Origin of the sequence: Pseudolabrys sp. FHR47 (genome assembly GCF_005153485.1) — a bacterium.
Lineage (GTDB): Bacteria > Pseudomonadota > Alphaproteobacteria > Rhizobiales > Xanthobacteraceae > Pseudolabrys.
The window spans coordinates 1,730,218-1,750,048 of record NZ_CP039740.1; the positions used below are offsets into that span (position 1 = coordinate 1,730,218).

The following is a 19,831-nucleotide window of genomic DNA, read 5'->3' on the forward strand; positions in this document are numbered from 1 at the left end:
TTGAGGCGGCGCGAAGGAGGGAGCCATGCGCTATCAGCTCTATTATTGGCCGGGCCTGCAGGGCCGCGGTGAATTCGTGCGCCTCGCGCTGGAAGACGCCGGCGCCGGCTATGACGACGTCGCGCGCGAGCCAGGCGGCATGGCGAAGATGATGGTGGCCATGAAAGGCGAGGGCGTCGGCGAGAAGCGGCCGCCCTTTGCGCCGCCATTCCTCAAAGCCGGTAAGCTGGTGATCGCGCAGGTGGCGAACATCCTTTTCTATCTCGGGCCGCGTCACGGCCTCGCGCCCAAGGACGACGGCGCCCGGCTCTGGCTCAACGCGCTGCAGCTCACCGTGACCGACTTCGTCCAGGAAGTGCACGGCACCCACCACCCGATCGCCACCGGGCTCTATTACGACGACCAGAAGCAGGAAGCAAAGCAATACACCGCGCACTTCCTCAAGGACCGGGTGCCGAAGTTCCTCGGCTATTTCGACACCGTGATCGCCAACAGCGGCGGGCCCTACGTTCTCGGCCGCCGTGTCAGTTACACCGATCTGTCGCTGTTCCAACTGGTCGAGGGGTTACGCTACGCTTTCCCGAAGGCTGCCAAGCGCTTTGAGGCGAAAGTGCCGCGCGTCGTCGAGGTCCGCGACCGCGTGGCAGGCCGCGATGGCATCAAGGCCTATTGCGCCTCGGAGCGCCGCGTGCCGTTCAACGAGGACGGCATCTTCCGGCACTATCCCGAACTCGACGGCTAAGGATCAGCCCTGCGGCAGCAGCGGCTTGCCGTTCGCGGTGACGGGCTTGGCGGCGATCAGCGAAAAGGCGATGACGCAAGTCTCGGTGCCCTTGTTCACCCAGTCGTGGATGGTGCCGCGCTGAACCAAGAGGTCGCCGGCGCGCAGCGTGACGGTGACGCCATCGTCCAGGATCATGTCGATCTCGCCCTGCATGACGACGCCGTAATCGATCGACGAAGTGCGGTGATTGCGCGGCGCGACGCCGGGCGCGAAACTGACGATGCGGAACACGCTGCCATTCTCGATCGCGGTGCCGATCTTCTTGCCCGCCGGATCTTCGTTGCCGTCATTGTTCACCGGGAAACCTTCGGTGGACCAGATGACGCTGAATTCCGCGCCGGCGCGATGGGAGAACGTGTTCTTGACCTGCTCGTCGATCAGGACTTTGGCGCGGCCTTGTTCGTCATGTCCGGTCACGACGCGGCGAAGCTTGATGGTCATCGGTCAACTTTCCTTCAACTGGCGCGCTTACGGCGCGCATTCCTAGTTTTACGTTTGGCTGCCTTGCAGGCGTCACACAGGCAGCCGGCGGGACCGAAATACAGCTCCATATGTTCCTCGCCGTAATCCAGCGTGATTTCCTCGCCTTGGGCGATCTTGCGCACGGTGCGGAACATCATGCGGCCGCGGTTCGATTCCGCCTCGGTGTTCGGATCGCAGGAATGGTTGACGTAGCGCGCCAGATTGCTGCGCGGCGAGCCGTCGATGGTCCAGCGGTTGTCGATCTCGAACAAATATTTGTTGGCGCGGCGCTTGTCGATTTCGCGGGCCTCCCGGGTGGGGATGCGGGTGCCGGTGTATTCGATCAGCAGCTTGCCGGACGGGATATCGGCGGTGGCGAACAGCCCCAGCCCGGTGCGGGCCCGGCCGACGCGATAGAGCTTCGGCTTGTCCTTGATCGCGCGGACTTTGGCCTTCGCCATCGGCCCTAGCGCTTCGTCTTGCGCGACTTGACGGTCTTCTTCGACTTCTTGACCGCGACCTTCTTCACGCTTTTGGCGGCGAGGCGCTTCTTCTTGCGCAGGTTGCGCGCACGGGCTTCCGCGCGCTGCTTGGCGCGCCGCTTGCGGCAGCGCGAGCACTGGCAGTTCTCCAGGCCGATGACGTTCTTGAGGTAATCGCGGCCGTAATCGTAGGTGATCTCGTCGCCCGGCTCGATGTTCTTGATGGTCCGGACGAACACCCGCTTGCCGCGGATGAAGGTGTCGGCATTCGGGTTGCAGGAATGGTTGAAGTAGCGGGCGATGTTGCCGCGCTTGGCCCCGTCGATGGTCCACTTGGAGTTGACCTCGTACAGGTAGCGGTTGCCGCTCTTCTCGGCCTTGATGGCGGCGTCGACGCCGAGCATCTTGCCGCGATATTCGGCGATGGTCTGGCGCTTCTTGATGGGGCGGGTGGCGAAGATGCCCAGACCCGTGCGGGCGCGGCCAAGGCGGAACGGACGGGGAGCCATATGATTTGCTGACGATTCCAGAGGATTGACGGCGTAAGCGGAGATTGCAGATGCCAAGCCTTGCGTCAATGGTGGGCGCGGCTTTCGGCCTTGCGCTGTGGAGGGGCAGGCGGCGAAGGCGCGTTCGCCGTTCGTAGCCCGCATGGAGCGCAAGCGGCATGCGGGGCAGGTGGTTACGCAGGCTCCGGATTTCGCGTGCGCTCATCCGGGCTAAAGGTCCGTCCATATTCAATTGTCAAACAGCCCGCGCGAGCAGCCGCGCATCATCGCCCGCGTTCTTTGTCGAGGCGCCGGGTTCGCCTTCCTTGCCCTTTGAATTCCTGAACCTCTCGCATGAGAGGGTGTGGCGCGCCGAAAGGCGCTGCCATTCCTTATGGGTGCGCACCCGTTGCCGGATGCGCCGCGCCTGACGGCGCGCCACGAAGCGGCGTTCTTCCTTAAGTCCGCGGGGCCGTGCTTCCAGCGCACCGGCTACGATCGGGCCGCACTTTTCCGGAGCGCGGAACGACCTCCGGCCGGCTTTCGCCGGCCTTCACCGGTGCGCCGACTAGCCATTGAAGGCAGGGGCCCGTATTGGCCCCGGACGGCGACCCGCGGACTCCCGGGAGCAAGGTTACGAGCCTTGCGCGCGGGCGCCGCACCGCCTTTGGCCTGGTTGCTCTCTTGCGAGAGCGCCCCGCCAACGGCCCTCCCTTGCGGGGAGGCGGCTCCATCATCGGAACGTCTCGCGACGACGCCCTCTCATGAGCCCGGCAAAAGGGATAAAAGCATAGGATAATAGGCTGGTCAAGACGCAATTTCGGATTGTATGCGGAGCAAAGGTCGTGGGTCGCGCGTAAAAAGCTGGATTTTTGAAAGTGTTTTTTCCAGAATGCGGAATACGTAGGGGCTACGGGTCAGTATGCGGGTTCTTTTTATCGTTCTTTGGATGGTCGTGATTTCGAGCGGCGTAGCTAGAGCCGCGAATATCACTGCGCTCCCATTGAAGGGGCAAGATGGCCTCATTCTTATCGAAGGTGAAATCAAGTACGAGGACAAAGAGGCGTTTCTAGCGAAAGTGACTCCTTTCTCGGGTGGCATCGTCGTGCTCAAGAGCCCCGGTGGCTCAGCTTATGCCGGTATCGAAATCGGCAAGGCTATAAGGATGCGGGGCTTCACCACTTGGGTCGAGAGCGGAACCGTATGTTCGTCTGCTTGCGCCATTGCTTGGCTGGGTGGGGTTCGTCGTCTTATGGGCCGAGCGGCCGTCATTGGGTTTCATGCTATCTATAAAGTCGAGCGTGGGGAGCCTGTTGAGACGGGGGTGGGGAACGCCATGTATGGGGCATATCTTGCCCAGCTCGGGCTGCCCGATACAGCCATAATGTATTTATCCAATGCGGCACCCACCTCCATGAATTGGCTTACGCCTGCGGATGCGGAGGCGATTGGCATAAAACTGTCAGTTTTCGACCTTGACTCCAAGGCTCCCCCAGCTGCTCCGCCAATCGCAGCCTTGCCGGCTCCCGCGCCTCCGCTTTCTCTTGCCCCCGGTTCAGCTCATCCGCCGTCAGGTCAATATTCCGCCACGCTTGATGGGCGTGCGAGGGACTTCGTAATCGCGCTGAATGTGTTGCTCTCTGGTTCGAACGAGCAGTATGTCAAGCTCCTTGATGGAATTTATGCCGATCAAGTCGTCTATTACGGGAAGCAATTGCCGCGCTCAGAAGTCGTGGCGCAACTCGTCAAGTTTGTTGAGCGTTGGCCCGATCGCTCTTATGTGGTTCGACCAGATTCATTGAGTGTGCAATGCGATGCTCTGTCACACGCATGTCAGGTGACCGGCACGATTGACTTCAGTGCGAAGAGTGCTGCGCGAAACCAATGGTCAAGGGGAGCGGCAACCTTCGATTATCTTTTGGCTTTTCGGCCAACCCAGAAGTATCCGGTTATTGCCAACGAAAGTGGCGCGGTCCTCGATCGCCAGATGAGTGTTTTGCAGCCGTCGCCGTCCCGGTACCCAAACAATTTCGATCCGTCTCGGTAGAGGCAACGAACTGCCACAAGAGTGGCCTCATCCATCGAGACGCATAGCTTCGCGATGCTCCTCAGGATGAGGCCGGGAGAGGCTGTGCGTAGGGCGCGTTAGCCGAAGGCGTATCGCGCCGTGTTGATGGGAATGGCGGATTGCGCTGCGCTAATCCGCCCTACGAGCTATCGACTTGGCCGGTTTGGAGGGGGAATGGCAGATTTCATAAGCTTCGAAGAAGTTAGTGCGGACCTTGCGTCGCCGATTATCGACGGTAATGGCGCGCGGGACTATTACCGTTTGGGTTATTATAGGTGCGCTTCCGAGGCCGCGAGCGCGTTGCAAAAGCTTAAAGGCGAAAATCGGTCTGCAATGCCTATACTTTTCTTGTACAGGCAGTACGTCGAGTCTGCATTGAAGGATGCGCTTCACCTTTCTAATGCTTTCGATCTCGAACAAGTCGACAAGAAATTTGGTCACGATCTCGCCGGGCTTTGGAAGGAAGCAAAGCGGGTTCTTGGCAATTTTGTTGATAAGGACTTCTTGGAAAGTATCGATGCGCCGATAGCTGAATTTGATAAAGTGGATCGGCGTGCTGACGCGTTCCGCTATGCTGTTGATCGTGATGGGCAGCGGCATTTCCCAAAGCAAGGATCGGTCATATTGCACGAGCTCATGAAGCAGATGGAAGAAGTCGAAACTGTTTTAGAGCTTGCGATATCTGAAATTCGTGTGGCTGAAAGGCAGCTCGATGCTGATATTGCGGAGGCGGTCGCCAAGGATCGATTTTGACTATGCTTTAGGTGACGCTCCGGTCAGGTAATTTCTCGCGGGATCGTCCTCGTATCGGCTTCAATTTTTGTAAATTTCGTTTTCCTTGTTGATGTGGCCCGTTCGGTCGCGCACCGATGTGGGTGTAATAAACAACGCACTGGAAAAGACCGTCAATTCTTGCGAATGCAATGGGGAATACAAATAAATAGCGATTGTCGGCGAAAACCTCTTTCAGAAGATAGCCGATTTTCGGTGAGACTCTTCCGTGGGGATCGTCCCAGCCAGCAGCGGCGGCGCCTGCTACATAATCCGCTAGACGTATATATTGATCGCACCAAAGGTCAGCTTTTGTCTGCGTAAAAATTCCAAGATTGGGGGTTGGGATGGATTGCCTCTCGCATAGAGCTGAGAAGTTTGTCGAACACATTGTGGGTGCGATTCTATCGTAAGCCTCTGTAATGTTATCTCTGTCTGGGGCCCATCCAATTAATTTTGCTGGCCCATGTTTGGTGATAAGCGATGCGATAAATGCTGTGAGTGCAGCAGTCAGAATAATGTTCTCTAGCAATTTTAAATTAACGGTTTTCTTTTCGGCCTCTGTTCGCATTCTTATGAATTGTTGTATTAGTTCATCTGCTTCAGATGCGTTCTCCCAGTTTTTCATCATGGTGATGGTGTCATCTATACTGCGTCGTGCGGTTTCGGCGTCGGGAAATAATTTCCTAAGTCTGTCGGCAACAAAGCAGATGGAAAAGACCCGCCCTTTTCTCAGAAGTCTAACGACTGATTTTGGAATTCGTTTTACGTCCTTTAGATCGCGAGGGGGTATGCGTTTAAGGTCTTCTTGAATTTCAGTGAAGCGATCGCCGGCCGGAATGATGACGAATGCAAAACTATCGTTGGGGCGCGTCGAATCGCCCGTACAAAAGTCAGTTGCTATGATCCATTTGTCCGCGCCTCTTTGTCGGATAAATCTCGCGAAGCGTTTTTCTGCGACCGGAGAAAATGCTTGTTGTAGTTGACTCCAAAGTACGTCGACAAACGAAGGGGGAGATTCTGGGCGCATGTTTGTGCTCAACTCTCGCCAAATATTTGGTGGTGTCGTCAGAGAATGTTATCCTAAGTTTCTGTGGTCGTCTCTAATGACGGCGCACTTCAGACCGTCTAAAAGGTGCCCGAATTAGCCTTCGGAGCCACCTCAGATGAACGCCCCCGTCACACCCCCGCTGCCCCCATACTCCCATTCCCCGCTTTTCCCCCTCGGCCCCGACACCACCAAGTACCGCAAGATCACGTCCGAGGGCGTGCGGGTCGAGAAGGTGATGGGCAAGGACATGCTGGTGGTGGAGCCGTCCGCCATCAAGGCTCTGTCCGAGGCGGCGTTCACCGACATCAACCACCTCCTGCGTCCCGCGCACCTGAAGCAGCTTCGCGCCGTGCTGGACGATCCGGAATCGACCGCGAACGACAAGTTCGTCGCCTATGACCTTCTCAAGAACGCCAACATCGCCGCCGGCGGCGTGCTGCCGATGTGCCAGGACACCGGCACCGCCATCATCATGGGCAAGAAGGGCCGGCTGGTGTTCACCGACGGCTCGGACGAGGCGGCGCTCGCCGAGGGCGCGCGCGATGCGTACCTGAAGAAGAACCTGCGCTATTCGCAGCTCGCGCCGATCTCCATGTTCGACGAGAAGAACACCAAGTCGAACATGCCGGCGCAGGTCGAGATCTATGCCGAGGGTGAGGACGCCTACAAGTTCCTGTTCGTCGCCAAGGGCGGCGGCTCGGCCAACAAGACCTTCCTGTTTCAGGCGACGCCGTCGATCCTGACCCATGACCGCATGGTGGCGTTCCTGAAAGAGAAGATCCTGACGTTAGGGACCGCGGCGTGTCCGCCTTATCATCTCGCCATTGTCATCGGCGGCACCTCGGCCGAGCTGACCTTGAAGACGGTGAAGCTCGCCTCGACCAAGTATCTCGACAACCTGCCGACGTCGGGCTCGGAGGACGGCCATGCCTTCCGCGATCTCGAAATGGAGAAAGAGATTTTCAAGCTGACGCAGTCATTGGGGGTGGGGGCGCAGTTCGGCGGCAAGTATTTCTGCCATGACGTGCGCGTCATTCGTCTGCCGCGCCATGGCGCGTCGCTTCCCATTGGCCTTGGCGTGTCGTGCTCGGCCGACCGCCAGGCGCTCGGCAAGATCACCAAGGACGGCGTCTTCCTGGAGGAGCTTGAGCATCATCCGGCGCAGTATCTGCCCGAGGTCGATCAGGAAAAGCTCGGCGGCGAAGTGGTGAAGGTCGATCTGTCGAAGCCGATGAAGGAGATCCTGGCGCAGCTCTCCAAGTATCCGGTGAAGACGCGGCTCTCGCTCACCGGCACCATGATCGTCGCGCGTGACCTCGCGCACGCCAAGCTGCGCGAGCGGCTCGAAGCCGGGCAGGGGCTGCCGGATTATTTCAAGAACCATCCTGTTTATTACGCCGGCCCCGCCAAGACGCCGGACGGTTATGCCTCGGGCGCCTTCGGCCCGACCACGGCGGGTCGCATGGATAGCTACGTCGATGCCTTCCAGGCGGCCGGCGGCTCGATGATTTCGGTTGCCAAGGGCAACCGTTCGTCGGCGGTGCGCGAGGCCTGCAAGAAGCACGGCGGCTTCTATCTCGCCTCGATCGGCGGCGCGGCCGCCAACCTCGCCGAGCACTGCATCAAGAAAGTGGAAGTGCAGGAGTTCCCCGAGCTCGGCATGGAAGCGATCTGGAAGATCGAGGTTGTCGATTTCCCGGCCTTCATCGTCATCGACGACAAGGGCAACGATTTCTTCAAGGAACTCAATCTAGGTTAAGACCTGCTCGGCTGAGGCCTGTCTTATACTTTCGCGTTGTGCGCGGCGCCGGATGCAATCCATCCGGCGCCGTTGTCATATCCGCTGTTATGAATGTGCGACGTAAGGCGATCGCTGCTGTCCGATAATGGCACAGCGCGCATGGCGTGAAGCCGTTGCGCATTGAAACACATGCGCGCCATCGATTCACATCAAGTGCGCATCGTCATCACATCAAGCCTTGTCGATTCAATTTCGGCATGCAAGGCTTGAGGTGGTATCTTACCGTATCGTACGCACACATAAGAAACGCGCCTGACAGACTTTGGGAAGAAAGGAGACCGCTCCATGGCGGAGGCTATCGATTTCGACGCGCCGGATATCGCCCGGCGGGTCGAGGCGCTGAGCCAGCATGAACTCGACCAGCTGCCGTTCGGCGTCATCCTGCTCGACCGCCATTTCGTCGTGCGGTTCTATTCGGCGACCGAGGCGCGCGAGAGCGGTTCCGGCATGGAGCCGCTCGGCCGCGACCTGTTTGAGGCGTCGCACTGCTCCGACAAGAAGGGCCTGCGCGAGCGGATGATGCGGGCGCTGGAGAATCCGCCGGCCGATATCGACCTCGCGCTCAAGGGCGATGCCAAAAATCCCAATCGCGAACTGCGCATGCGTATCGTAACGGCGCGCAACGGCGGGTTGTGGCTGTTCGTCGAACGCGACAAGCGCTGAGGCGCCAGACGCTGGAGCGTTCGGACTTAAACGCTCACGCTTAAGCGCTCACGCTTATGCGCTTATAGTTGCGCGGCGCGCGCCAGGTAATGCGGGTCCGCCTGCGCGGCCGCGGCGCGGTGATGCTCAAGCACGTAAACGCGGATTGCGGACGACAGATTGGCATAGCCGCGCTGCGCGTCGATGGTCTGCAGCAGCATCGGCAGGGGCGTGCGGGTGCGTTCGGCGATGTCGCGCAGCCCGTCCCAGAACTGGTCTTCGAGCGACACGCTGGTCTTGTGGCCGTGCAATTCGATCGAGCGCTTGACGATCGCCGATTTGCGGCCGAGCGGTCCCTCGGTTCTGCTGCGTTTGGTACCGGCCGTGACATCCGGTCCGGTCATGGTGTCGTCCATCATCGCTTCTTGCCCTCCGTATTTCGCCAGCCTAACGCGTGTCGCGCGCGACTCCGGCGAGTACGGAACTATTAGGCGCAGGTGAGGTGTGGTTATTGAGCGATGTCAAATCCGCGACACATTTTGCCATGGCTCCGTCAGGAGCCCTCGCGCGGCGGCCGGCCCGGCCGCGGCGGCGGCACATTGATGGTGGTCTGGCAATTCTGACATTCGAAGCGATCGAAATGGTCGAGATGATCGCGCGTTTTCGTCGCCTGCATGGCGATGCCGCAGATCGGGCAATGACGTAAGGGAGGACGGGGCGGACGGTGGGGCATGCGGATGCGACGAGACCGGAACGTGGGGTCGCGCATCTTCGGGCGGTATGCCGCTCTCGGTTTGATAAATGTCAAAGAATCGCGATTGCGATCCCGGTCCGGCGCGGTACGCCCGGCTATTTTGCGATGCCGACCACCGGATTTGTCGGAATATAGGCGCTGGCGCGTCCGGCGAACTGATAGAGCGTCACCGACACGAGCCCGATTAGAATGATTGCAAATGCAAGACGGACGCACTGGTCCATGACGCTGGCCTGCATGAGAAGTCCCCTGTTCCGCATGAGCCGCTTCCAGACGCCAATCTAGTCCCCGAGCGTCCGGGCGGGCTATTGCCGGTTCCGATTAAGGTCAACGGCTATCGTTAAAACCGGGCCGCTGTTCGGCGGCCATGCGGCAATAGAGGGGCAGAGGTGAAGGCCGCGTTAATGGGGGGCGCATGAGATACCGCAGGCGGGAATCGCCCGGCTGATGTATGGATGACGCCGCCGCCCGGTTGGGGCGGTATTTTCATTTGGACCATCCATGACCGAAGGGTCTTTTGCGATCACGGCGCTCGGCCTTGCCGCCGCCTTCTGCACGACCACCGCCTATGCGCCGCAGGCGCTGAAGGCATGGCGCTCGCGCTCCACGGCTGACATATCGCTGAGCATGTTCCTGTTGATGGTGACGGGAATCGTGCTGTGGCTCGCTTATGGCGTGCTGATCGGCGACATGCCTCTCATCGTCGCCAACGGCATTACCTTGTGCCTGGCCGGCACGATCCTCGCGTTGAAGCTGCGTCACGGTTGAAGCGCCGGCGCTGCCCGTTTGTCATGATGAGGCGCCGATACCAGCGCGCGTGAAACGGCGCTGGCTCACGCGGCGATAGGCATTTACGTCATTACCACCTTTCTTGCGCTGCGCCTCGGTCGAGACGCAGTGACGCGTGTTACGTGCCAGCAATAAATCGCCGCAAAGAGATGCGGTGGTGGTGTCATGATATAAACAACAAGCGGTCGTCAGAAAAAATTCTGCACGCTACACTTGTAAATACCTTTTTCGACATATTTATAACTTCTATCAAATGCGAGCGGTGCCGTGCGATGCGCCGCTGGTGTCTAAACACACGGTCATCATGCACGACTATTTCCTCGTGGGCGTTCTCACGATCAGCCTGCTCGTGAGCCTCTGCTCGCTCGACGACGCCTTTATCGATCTGCTCTCTCTGAGCATCGGCCAGGATTCGTACCGCACGAAGAGCCATGGTTCCGTCACGGTTCCGAAAACGGCGGTATTCATCGCCAACTGGGACGAGGCGGAAATCATCGGCCGCATGGTCGAAGGTAATCTGTCGCGCATCGATAATCCGGACGTTGTCATCTATCTCGGCGTCTACCCGAACGACGAGGGAACTCTGCGCGTCGCCCAAGAGGTCGCCGCGAAATATCCCGACCGCGTCAAGGTGATCGTCAACAGCCTGAACGGCCCGACATCGAAAGGGCAGATGCTCAATGAGATGTTCGAGCAGGTGTTCTCGCGCCACGACGCGCCCGAACTGGCCGTGCTGCACGACAGTGAAGACGTCATCGATCCGCGCTCCTTTGCAATCTATGCGCGCTTCGCGATCCGCTACGATTTCATCCAGGTGCCGGTATTTTCGCTGCACCGGGGCCGCCATGACCTGGTTGCTTCGACCTACATGGATGAATTTGCCGAGCGGCATACCCGGGAAATGATCGTTCGAAATGCGCTCGGCGCCGCTATTCCGTCGGCCGGTGTCGGCACCTGCCTGACGCGCGAGTTGGTGCGGTACTTTCTGGATACCTACGGCCGCGTGCTGATGCCGTCCACGGTGACGGAAGATTATATCCTCGGTGTTGAAGTCAAGCGCGCAGGCTTTCGCTCCATCTTCGCCGCGGTGTTGGCGGATGCCGACGAGGGCTACGATTACATCGCGACACGCGAGTTCTTCCCGCAAAAGCTCGTGGCGGCGATCAAGCAGCGCACGCGCTGGATTTACGGCAATTCCTTCGAGGGGGCGGCCAAGCTTGGATGGCAGGCATCGGCCTGGGACATCTACTTTCTGTTTCGCGATCGCAAGGGTGCGATCGCGAACTTTCTGCCGGCGGCGTCGCTTATCCTGTGGACGCTGGTGTTCATCGACGTTGTCGAAGTCGACACGATGACGGAAGGCATGGCGACGACCTTCGCCGTGTCGATGCTCTTCAATGTCGCCATGTCGATCGTTCGTTACGTCACGCGCGTTGTCGCCAATTACCAGGTGTACGGCACGACCGACTGGATTGGCATTGCGCTTCGCTGGCCCGTCGCGATGTACATCAACATGGTTTCGACCTATCGCGCGTGGAAGATTTACCTCGGTGAATCCGACTTCGCCACCAGGCCGATCGTCTGGTCGAAGACGGCCCATGATCTGCCCGACGATTTTTCAACGGCAACGCGATAGGGCGATCGGATCTCACCATGCGTATCCTTCTCGTCTTGGGCACACGTCCGGAAATAATCAAGCTCGGCCCGGTCTACCTCGCATTGCGCGAGGCGGGCGTGGATGTCGACGTGTTCTCATCCGGTCAACATGTCGAACTCGCCGAGGGGCTGCTCGATCTGTTCGGTATGACGCCAACCTATCAGGAGGCGGATGCGGTCCTGCAGGCGGATGTGGCCGGCAAGTACGGCGTCGTCATGCAGCGGGTCGAGAGTGTGTTGCGGCAGGTTCGCTACGACTGGGTCGTGGTGCAAGGCGATACCACGACCGCCGTCGCGGCGGCGACGGCCGCCTTCATGTGCCGCGTTCCGGTCGCCCATATCGAGGCCGGTCTTCGCACCGGCACGATCATGTCGCCGTGGCCCGAGGAGTTCAATCGCCGGGTCATCGCCCAGGCGGCGGCGCTCCATTTTGTGCCGACGACGCTGGCGCGCGACAATCTGCTCAAGGAAGGGATTGCCGCCAAGCAGATCGCGATTGTCGGCAATACTGTCGTCGATGCGTTGCTCTACGTGCGCAGCAAGATCGGGCAAGCTTATGTGCCGCACGATCCCGAATTGGCGGACTTGCCCGCCGACAAAAAGCTGGTGCTCGTCACGCTGCATCGTCGCGAGAATATCGGCGAGCCGATACGCGACATCCTGCGTGCGTTGCGCGATCTTGGCGAGGATGGCGACAAACTGATCGCGCTGCCGGTGCATCTCAATCCCGGAGTGCGCGCCGAGGTGAAAGCCGTTCTGGGCGATGCGCCTAATGTGCGGCTTCTCGCGCCGCTGCGTTATGCGGATTTCGTTTATCTCTTAAGCAGGGCCTGGACGGTGGTCACCGATTCAGGCGGCGTTCAGGAGGAGGCGCCGACATTCGGGCTTCAGATCCTGATCGCGCGCGAAAGCACGGAAAGACCTGAGGTGATCGAAGCTGGCTTCGGCACTCTGGTCGGCAGCGACCGTGCCAAGATCGTCGAAGGCGTACGCCGGCTCACCGCGGGCAATACACGCCAGCTGCTGCCGGCCATCAATCCGTTCGGCGACGGCGCTGCCGCGCAGCGAATCGCCGATCGCCTGTCCACCGTCAACGTAAAGTCATTCGAATGCTCTATGTCCCCCGTAAAGAGCCCCGAAGCGCGGCTGTGAGCGAGCCTCTGAAAGTCAGCCGTTTGCGCTGGCGGAGGTTACGCCGTTTGCTGATAGTCGCATTCCTGCTGATTGCCGGCGGGCTCGCCGTCGCCGATATCGTTGGCGGCACAACGCTGTTCTTTCGCGCCGACGGCATCGTGACCCGAGAGCGGGTTGCGATATCGTCGCCCTACGAGAACACGCGTATTCGCGAATTGTTCGTGCGTCCTGGCGAACATGTCGAAGCCGGGCAGAAGATCGCCGCCGTGGAGTCCGGCGCGGTGTCGCGTTCGATCGCGGATATGTCGGTCGAGGCCGCGCGGTTGCGCGGCAAGCTGGCCGAGATCGATGCCCGTGAGGCGGCGGTCGGTGTCTTGCTGCCCGAAGCGGAAGCCACCGTGAAGCAATTCAAGTCTTTTCTCGACCGCGTCTCGGGTTCCAGCGTGGCCGGTTTTGTGACCGATAAGAACGTAACCGATATCGTCGCCGCGCACTTTACGGCGAAGGAGAAGCTCGCGGGGTTGCAGGCGGAGAAGCAGGCGCTGGAGAAGGAGCGCGCGCCGTATCTGACCGCGCTGGCCGACGTGATGTCATCGTATAATGGGTTGCAGCAGTCTTACGGCGGCGGCGTGCTGACCACGCCGGTGTCGGGTTATGTCGGTACGCGCGTCGGCGTTGTCGGCGAGGTGCTGAACGCGTCATCGCCAACGGTTACCGATGTCTACACAGGTGCCAGCTACGTTCTGGCCTACGTCCACGACGGTTATCTCGTCGGTGTCGAGCCGGGACAGCGCGTCAAGGTGGAATTGCGCTCGCGCTTCGCGATGGGCGTCGTGACAGAACTTTTGCCTGTGACGTCTGCGGTGCCGCCGGAATTCCAGATGCCGGCGCGGCCGCGGGTGCGCGGCCAGTTGATGCGGGTTTCGATTCCCGACACGGCGGGTTTCCCGATCGGCGAACAGGTGAAGCTGTCGGTTTGCCACTTCGACAGCTGCGAGGATCTCATGGACAAAATCCGGCCATCCAAGGTCCTGCAGCGCGTTGCCGGGCGGGTGCGGGAGCTGCTGCCGGGTTCAGGTGACGACGCGCAGCGCGCTTCACCGATAACGCAGTAAGCGGGTTGCTCGCAACGCCGGATCAGGCAGCCTTGTGAGGCTGGTCGTCATCCCGCTTCGGCTCGCCGGCGCTGATGGCCTGCTCGCGGCGGCGAAGCCACTCGCGCGTTTCCTGGCGGCGCCTCGCCGCTTCCCAATGGCCCGTGAAATTCGGCTCATAGGGCAGAACGACCTGTGCTTCGCGCGGCCTGTTATCCATTCGCTGCATCATCGCCGGCTCCTTCCGGTTTTCATCCGACCCGTTCGGTGGCGTCGAAGTATTAACGCAACCGGGTGCACCGCCGTTCCACCTGCTTTGCTGCGGTAATCTTCCGCATCGGCGCAGCATTGACGCATGCAATCTAACCGGGGCCGGTAAAGATTCTATCGAGAAACTAGATGACCGGCAATTTACGATTTTTCTTGCCGACGCGGCGGCAACATTGCGGCATCGCATCACAAAGCGGTGTGCGCTGCGGTGAGGCCGTGTCAGTCGACGACGCCGTCGCGGCCGACAATGTTCATTAGCGTCGCGGTCAGATGCGCGATGAGCTTTTCTTCGCCGCCTTTCACTGCAAAGACGTCGGCCTGCGACAGGGTCAATGTGCGGCCGGCCTTGACGACGCGGCCACGCGCGACGATGCGCTCGCCGGCGGCGGGCGCCAGTAGGTTGATCTTGAATTCGGCGGTGAGAACGCCGGTACCCTCCGGCATGACGGTGAGCGCCGCATAGCCGGCGGCACTGTCGGCGACCGCCGCGACCGCGCCGGCGTGGACGAAGCCATGCTGCTGCGACACCGCCGGCGTGGGCACCAGCGCGATCTCGACGAATCCGAGCTCGACCTTTTCGAGCCTGGCGCCGAGCGTCGTCATCAGGCCTTGCCTGGAAAAGCTCTGCTGGATGCGGGCGAGGGGCATGGGGAGTCTCACTGATAATAGCCCGTTTGGCCGGGACCAGCGATTAAAGCGCAAAGCGGCAGGGCCTGTAACCGTCGGCGATGCGGACAATCGGCGGCCGGCAAAAAAGAAGACGCCCGCGACGGGGCGTCTTCAAAGAGGCGAACGGCGCGGGCCGCTAGAAGTGATAATTCGCGCCGACGCGCACGATGCTGTTGCGATACTTCACATCGAACGGCGGTGCGGTGCCATCGCCGATGGTGGTGAACTTGCCGAGATCGACATAGAGATATTCGAGCTTGGCCGACCAGGCGGGTGCGAACATATATTCGACGCCGGCGCCGAGCGTCCAGCCGACGCGCGTCGACTTGCGCGAGATGCCGCCGTCCGAGACGGTCACATCGCCATAGGCGACACCGCCGGTCAGATAGGGCAGCCAGGCCCCGTCCGTCCCCATCGGCATGCCGACGCGGCCGCGCGTGGTGCCGAGCCAGGGATTCTTGGTTTCGCAGCTTGTGGCGCAGCCGGCGCCGGTGGAGCTACCCTTCATTCCGCTCCAGGCGATGTCGGTTTCGACGCCGAGCACGAAATTCTGGACATGCATGTTGTAGCCGAGCTGACCGCCGAGCAGACCGCCCTTCGGCTTCATGTCCGCCGACAGACCGGTCGCGGACTGATTCCAGGTCGACTTGCCCCAGCCGTAGCCGCCGCTGAGACCAGCATAGAAGCCACCCCAGTTCACAACCGGCGTGGGCGCGAACAGCGCCGGAGCCTTGACCGGCATGCGGGAAGGAAGATCGGCCGCGAAGGTCGGCGACAACGCCGCGGTGGCGGCAAGAACGGACAGAACAAGTCGTTTCAAGAGAGACCCCTTAACACCTAAACGTATTGACCGGCCGCCTTGTACACTGGCGGTTGCCGAGACGATGGTACCAGAGTAGGTGCCCACAGCGCCAGCGCGGCATGATGGACAAAGAATGAAGCCGCCCGGCCGTTGCTTAGGCCACGGCCTACACCGCCATCACGACAACCGCACGAAGGGCGGCCGCCTCGCTGTTTTGACGCGTTTTCTTCACGCGAACCGGTTTCCACTTCGCTCGAAAACGCTTAATGCCCGGCTTCTTCCCGGGTGATGGCGAAGGTGAGGGCGCGAATCCCGGGCGCCGCCAGGATCACGACCGGCATCATCGCGGCCCAGGCGACGAGCCACGACAGCATCCAGTGCGCGACGAACTGGGCGATGGTGGGCTCCGGGAAACTGGCGATGCCGGTGGCGACCACCGTGGTCAGCCCGGATTGAATCACCCCGAAGACGAAGTGACTGTAGCGGCGTGGAATTCCGAACATGGCGTGAGCAGTGGCCCCCTTTGGCATGCGCCCGGCCGCGCCATTGTTCACGAGGAGGGGGGCGAGGACCAGTCCCTGTTGCGCTCGGCCCGTCTTTCCTGAATGCCACGAAAAATAAAAGAGGCCGCCGGCGAAGGCGGCCTCTCGATTCGTCTGCCTCGGTCGGTCAGCGGCCCGTGTACGGCTTACACACGCCGTCCTGAATTGTGTAATTGGGCCGGCCGCAGCGCGGGTCGCCGTAATTGAAATTGTACCCGTATGGGTGACCCGGGTCGGCATAACGCGGGCGATGGCGCTCCCGGTAATAAACGCGCGGCCCCTCATCATAGTAGCCGTAGCGTGGCCCCTGATCGTAGCCGTAACCTGGGCCCCGCATCGGGACGCAGCGGTAGCCATTGTGGTACCAGCCGCGGCCGCAGCCATCGGCCGCCTGGCTCGGAGCCGGCATCGCGGCCAGTCCCAGCATGCCGGCAAGCACTGTCTTCTTCATGGTCGTTCACCTCCGTCCGCCGCCCAGTTCGGGACATTAAACGGCAGCGAAGATGAACGCCTGCGGAACAAGTTTGTTCGGATTCCAGATGGGTTATGTCTGGATGCATGAGGTCGGCTGGGGTCGGAACCGCCGGTACCTTTTTCGTGACGGCCGCCGCGGCGACCAAGGCAGACAACAAGGCCTTGAAAATTACGCCAAGCGAATGCCGCCAAGGAACAGGCTCATGAAAAAAGCCCGGCAGCATGCCGGGCTTCTCCTCCCCAAAGCGTGGGGTTTTATTTCTGCTGCGGCTTTTCGGCCGGCTTCGGCTGATTGTGGGTCGCGCCACCGCCCTGAGTCTGCTGAGCGGGAGCGGGAGACTGAGTCTGGCCGGGGGTCTTGTTGGTTTCATTGCCATTATTTTGAGTATTGGTCATAGTAATTCCTTTTGTAAAAATGTCTGAAATATTTCCAGGCACAAATATAGTCTATACGCATTTCGCGCAAATACTAGAATTTTATTTTGAATTATTTCCGATCGTCAAATAATCAAAACAGGTTATCTCCAAATTCGAATAGAGCCACTAGGGGCGAAACATGCCAGCCCCGGTATCTCGCATATATCCCCTCTAGACATTTAGAACAGACCGTGCCATAGTACATGCATCCTAGGGAACTAGGGGTATGGAGGCGGCAAATGGCTCAGAAAACCTCGAAAATCCGAGAATTTCAGGCTCGTTTCCCGGATGAGGATAGCTGCCTTAATCATCTGATGCGGACCCGCTACGGCGAGCGCCTGACCTGCATGGGCTGCCACAAAGAGGCGACCTATTACCGGGTCAAAACCCGCCGCTGCTTCACCTGTGAGCACTGCGGCTATCAGGTCTATCCGACCGCCGGGACGCCCTTCGAAAAGACCCGGACCAGCCTGCGGGACTGGTTCTATGTCATGTTCCTATTCTGCTCGTCGCGGAACGGCGTGGCGGCGAAAGAGGTGCAGCGCCAGCTTGGGGTGACCTACAAAACCGCGTGGCGCATGTGCAATCTGATTCGAAAGTACATGGGCTATGTGGACGGCGATTTCCCGATTGGCGGCCCCGGCAAGATCGTTGAAGCGGACGAAACTTTCATCGGCGGCAAGGACACCCAAGAGGAAGGCGACGACAAGTCCGTGGTGCTTGGCATGGTCGAGCGTGGCGGCGACGTTGTGACCCGACACATTCAGGACCGCAGCGCCCGCAACATCGCGCCGAACGTCACCAAGTTCGTGAAGCCCGGCACCCGCATTCATACCGATGACTGGAAGGGCTATCAGGTCCTGACCGAGCGCCACGGCTACGAGGTCGAGACTGTCAATCACTCCGCGAAAGAATACGTTCGCGGCGATGTGCATACCAACTCAATCGAGGGCTTCTGGGCCAACGTGAAGCGCGGGATCAACGGGACTTACGTTTGGGTTTCGAAGAAGCACTTGCAGACTTACCTTCACGAGTTCGAGTATCGCCATAACCTGCGCCAGCAGCCTGCTTTGATGTTCGAGTTGCTTTTGCAGGCCTTTCCGAAGGTTCGGGTTGGCTAGCCATCATCTGGAGAAGCTTATCGAAGCGCTTTGATGCTTGATCTTTCATTGCGTCCTCGCTTGAATGGACTCGATGGCCTGTTTGATTGAATTTATGGCCGCTGTCTGCTGCTGATTGATTTCGTCAATATATTTCAGAGCGCGCTCATTCTGCTTCTGAACTATATTAATAGCCTCGCCATTGAGCGGGGCGTCCGTCGAGAAATATTTCCATTGCGCCAAAACATTACCCAGCTCTTCTCTGGCTTGAGCAGAGATAACAGCGTTCATGACAAAAGGACCGAGGTCGCTGCTGTAAGACGGGTCGCGCCGCGCGATTTCTCTAAGTGATTGCTCTTGATCCGCATAAGATGCGGTCATTTGCGACACTAGCTTCCGAATTTCGTCCAAACCGTCTGATGATGACGGAGCAGACCTCCCGGTCCTGACCGCCATCCTGAACCTTTGGTTATATTCTTCCCGCCACATCCTGAGTTTGTGCGACACCGTCGATAAGTTGACCGGGTTTTTGACCATAATGTTGTACATCTCACGAAGTTGAGGCTCTATCGCGATCGGCGGGTGCGGCTTTGAAGGCGTCTCGGGTTTAACCTGCTGCACATGAGGTTTTGGCCCCTCTGAATTCGTCTGGCCCTTCGGTTGAGTGCTTCTCTGATCGTTTTTTGAAACACCGCCGCTCTCTTTTTTCGGAGACATTTGAGGCGGCGTGACTTGAGGCTTCATCTCTTGCTCAGACCGACGAACTAAAACTTCAATTTCTTGATGCGAAAATGATCTACGGTACTGTTTGCCGTCATAGTCAAAAAAGAAAGTGATAGGTGCAATCTCGTTCAGCAGTGTTTCGATTGAGATTGGCTTTTTATCGGGATCGAAATAGGCGTGAATATCAATGATTGCATCGACCGGTATCGGATTGATCTCATCGCCACTAAAAAGGTTGCCCTTGATGTTGAAGAAGCCGGGATAGATGGCCCCGCTTCTGTCCGAGCGTATGTACGCTTTCGCGTTGCTAATCGGGTCTTTTGTTCTGTTGTGGCCCTGGGCCCGAAATTGAAAGACTACCGCAGGGTTGTGCGACGCGCCCCCCATCATTCCGATGTATGGATAGCCAGGATGGCGCTCGAAGCCCCATTCGAACTCCGATAACATAATTGGGCCGTCGCCTTGCTTCTTGGCGGAAGCGGTACCTGCCGCAATTGGTTCCTGTATTACCCGAGATGGATTGCGCTGCACCGCATAGGCGACGAGTGACGCAATCACCACAATGGTCGCAACCGCGGCGACTATGAGCCATGGGTCCAAGGGACGCTTCTCCGTACCGCCTGTGTGTCGGTACAGGTTAAGCCCTATCCCAATAAGCAACCAAGTGAGCAGGCTGATGAACAGAACGCCCGCCCACTGAAAGGTCGCCCAAAACCATGTGAGTTGTGAAGTTAGCCACCCCATCGCGACCGCCCCGGTGAGGCCAACCGCGCCGAACAGCATCCAGATATACCCGCCAAGACTGAGGAGAGGGTCCACCTTCTTGAACGCCTCATAGGCCTTTTTGAGCATCGATCC

At 59.5% G+C, this 19,831-nt stretch carries 24 protein-coding genes; 10 read left to right on the forward strand and 14 right to left on the reverse strand.

All coding sequences use genetic code 11. The features are described from left to right. Positions 1-25 precede the first annotated feature (25 nt). Positions 26-742, forward strand: coding sequence for a glutathione S-transferase (locus E8Q40_RS08495; RefSeq protein ID WP_137043970.1), 717 nt, complete (start codon positions 26-28; stop codon positions 740-742). A gap of 3 nt (positions 743-745) precedes the next feature. On the opposite strand, the gene E8Q40_RS08500 is transcribed toward E8Q40_RS08495, so the two are convergent. From E8Q40_RS08500 to E8Q40_RS08510, 3 genes are read right to left on the reverse strand one after another with little or no spacing between them, the layout of a single operon-like run. Continuing rightward, positions 746-1,225: a cupin domain-containing protein gene (locus tag E8Q40_RS08500; protein ID WP_137043971.1), complete on the reverse strand. Its 480-nt coding sequence runs from the start codon at positions 1,223-1,225 to the stop codon at positions 746-748. A gap of 14 nt (positions 1,226-1,239) precedes the next feature. Continuing rightward, positions 1,240-1,707, reverse strand: a complete 468-nt coding sequence (locus E8Q40_RS08505; RefSeq protein WP_137043972.1) for an SET domain-containing protein — start codon at positions 1,705-1,707, stop codon at positions 1,240-1,242. 5 nt (positions 1,708-1,712) lie between these two features. Next, positions 1,713-2,237 (reverse strand): SET domain-containing protein, encoded by a 525-nt coding sequence (locus E8Q40_RS08510; protein ID WP_168197776.1) that lies wholly within the window; start codon positions 2,235-2,237, stop codon positions 1,713-1,715. A gap of 901 nt (positions 2,238-3,138) precedes the next feature. Here E8Q40_RS08510 and E8Q40_RS08515 point away from each other — a divergent pair. Together E8Q40_RS08515 and E8Q40_RS08520 are read left to right on the forward strand one after the other, a co-directional pair. Continuing rightward, entirely contained in the window at positions 3,139-4,263 is a 1,125-nt protein-coding gene (locus tag E8Q40_RS08515) for a hypothetical protein (RefSeq protein ID WP_137043974.1), read from the forward strand. Positions 4,264-4,458: 195 nt separating this feature from the next. Next, complete coding sequence (locus E8Q40_RS08520; protein ID WP_137043975.1) at positions 4,459-5,037, forward strand: hypothetical protein; 579 nt, start codon at positions 4,459-4,461, stop codon at positions 5,035-5,037. Positions 5,038-5,044: 7 nt separating this feature from the next. Here E8Q40_RS08520 and E8Q40_RS08525 read toward each other — a convergent pair whose 3' ends face one another. After that, complete coding sequence (locus E8Q40_RS08525; protein ID WP_137043976.1) at positions 5,045-6,085, reverse strand: hypothetical protein; 1,041 nt, start codon at positions 6,083-6,085, stop codon at positions 5,045-5,047. Positions 6,086-6,221: 136 nt separating this feature from the next. Here E8Q40_RS08525 and E8Q40_RS08530 point away from each other — a divergent pair, with 136 nt between their 5' ends. Both E8Q40_RS08530 and E8Q40_RS08535 read left to right on the forward strand, forming a co-directional pair. Then, entirely contained in the window at positions 6,222-7,865 is a 1,644-nt protein-coding gene (locus E8Q40_RS08530) for a fumarate hydratase (protein WP_137043977.1), read from the forward strand. Between the two features lie 327 nt (positions 7,866-8,192). Next, entirely contained in the window at positions 8,193-8,570 is a 378-nt protein-coding gene (locus E8Q40_RS08535) for a hypothetical protein (RefSeq protein ID WP_137043978.1), read from the forward strand. Positions 8,571-8,632: 62 nt separating this feature from the next. Here E8Q40_RS08535 and E8Q40_RS08540 read toward each other — a convergent pair whose 3' ends face one another. The 3 genes from E8Q40_RS08540 to E8Q40_RS21935 form a co-directional block, all read right to left on the reverse strand. Further along, positions 8,633-8,968 (reverse strand): ribbon-helix-helix domain-containing protein, encoded by a 336-nt coding sequence (locus tag E8Q40_RS08540; RefSeq protein ID WP_137043979.1) that lies wholly within the window; start codon positions 8,966-8,968, stop codon positions 8,633-8,635. A 134-nt stretch (positions 8,969-9,102) separates the two neighbouring features. Then, positions 9,103-9,225 carry a hypothetical protein gene (locus E8Q40_RS22345; RefSeq protein WP_255473885.1) on the reverse strand — a complete coding sequence of 41 codons (123 nt, stop codon included), beginning with the start codon at positions 9,223-9,225 and terminating at the stop codon, positions 9,103-9,105. A 173-nt stretch (positions 9,226-9,398) separates the two neighbouring features. After that, positions 9,399-9,542 (reverse strand): hypothetical protein, encoded by a 144-nt coding sequence (locus tag E8Q40_RS21935; protein WP_168197777.1) that lies wholly within the window; start codon positions 9,540-9,542, stop codon positions 9,399-9,401. A 262-nt stretch (positions 9,543-9,804) separates the two neighbouring features. Here E8Q40_RS21935 and E8Q40_RS08545 point away from each other — a divergent pair, with 262 nt between their 5' ends. From E8Q40_RS08545 to E8Q40_RS08560, 4 genes are all read left to right on the forward strand, one after another. Beyond that, the gene (locus E8Q40_RS08545; RefSeq protein ID WP_137043980.1) at positions 9,805-10,071 is read left to right on the forward strand and encodes a SemiSWEET transporter; all 267 of its coding nucleotides are present in this window, start codon (positions 9,805-9,807) and stop codon (positions 10,069-10,071) included. Positions 10,072-10,375: 304 nt separating this feature from the next. Continuing rightward, a complete protein-coding gene (locus E8Q40_RS08550) occupies positions 10,376-11,728 on the forward strand; it encodes a glycosyl transferase family protein (protein WP_246663042.1) in 1,353 nt (450 codons plus the stop codon). 17 nt (positions 11,729-11,745) lie between these two features. Further along, positions 11,746-12,900 carry a non-hydrolyzing UDP-N-acetylglucosamine 2-epimerase gene (gene wecB / locus E8Q40_RS08555; RefSeq protein WP_137043981.1) on the forward strand — a complete coding sequence of 385 codons (1,155 nt, stop codon included), beginning with the start codon at positions 11,746-11,748 and terminating at the stop codon, positions 12,898-12,900. Positions 12,901-12,947: 47 nt separating this feature from the next. Further along, on the forward strand, positions 12,948-13,997 hold the full coding sequence (locus E8Q40_RS08560) for an HlyD family secretion protein (RefSeq protein WP_137043982.1): 1,050 nt from the start codon (positions 12,948-12,950) through the stop codon (positions 13,995-13,997). 22 nt (positions 13,998-14,019) lie between these two features. Here the strand turns inward: E8Q40_RS08560 and E8Q40_RS08565 are convergent, their stop codons facing one another. The 6 genes from E8Q40_RS08565 to E8Q40_RS21940 all read right to left on the reverse strand — a co-directional run bounded on the left by E8Q40_RS08565 (position 14,020) and on the right by E8Q40_RS21940 (position 17,129). Next, complete coding sequence (locus E8Q40_RS08565) at positions 14,020-14,208, reverse strand: hypothetical protein (protein WP_137043983.1); 189 nt, start codon at positions 14,206-14,208, stop codon at positions 14,020-14,022. A gap of 257 nt (positions 14,209-14,465) precedes the next feature. Then, complete coding sequence (locus E8Q40_RS08570) at positions 14,466-14,894, reverse strand: PaaI family thioesterase (RefSeq protein ID WP_137043984.1); 429 nt, start codon at positions 14,892-14,894, stop codon at positions 14,466-14,468. Between the two features lie 157 nt (positions 14,895-15,051). Further along, positions 15,052-15,735: an outer membrane protein gene (locus tag E8Q40_RS08575; protein ID WP_246663043.1), complete on the reverse strand. Its 684-nt coding sequence runs from the start codon at positions 15,733-15,735 to the stop codon at positions 15,052-15,054. 245 nt (positions 15,736-15,980) lie between these two features. Beyond that, positions 15,981-16,220, reverse strand: a complete 240-nt coding sequence (locus E8Q40_RS08580) for a DUF2798 domain-containing protein (RefSeq protein ID WP_137043985.1) — start codon at positions 16,218-16,220, stop codon at positions 15,981-15,983. Between the two features lie 166 nt (positions 16,221-16,386). After that, entirely contained in the window at positions 16,387-16,710 is a 324-nt protein-coding gene (locus E8Q40_RS08585; RefSeq protein WP_137043986.1) for a hypothetical protein, read from the reverse strand. Positions 16,711-16,988: 278 nt separating this feature from the next. Then, positions 16,989-17,129: a hypothetical protein gene (locus E8Q40_RS21940; RefSeq protein ID WP_168197778.1), complete on the reverse strand. Its 141-nt coding sequence runs from the start codon at positions 17,127-17,129 to the stop codon at positions 16,989-16,991. A gap of 260 nt (positions 17,130-17,389) precedes the next feature. Between E8Q40_RS21940 and E8Q40_RS08590 the strand changes: the two genes are divergently transcribed. Next, positions 17,390-18,271, forward strand: coding sequence for an IS1595 family transposase (locus E8Q40_RS08590; RefSeq protein WP_137043987.1), 882 nt, complete (start codon positions 17,390-17,392; stop codon positions 18,269-18,271). A gap of 45 nt (positions 18,272-18,316) precedes the next feature. On the opposite strand, the gene E8Q40_RS08595 is transcribed toward E8Q40_RS08590, so the two are convergent. Next, a complete protein-coding gene (locus E8Q40_RS08595; protein WP_137043988.1) occupies positions 18,317-19,825 on the reverse strand; it encodes a hypothetical protein in 1,509 nt (502 codons plus the stop codon). Between the last annotated feature and the right edge of the window lie 6 nt (positions 19,826-19,831).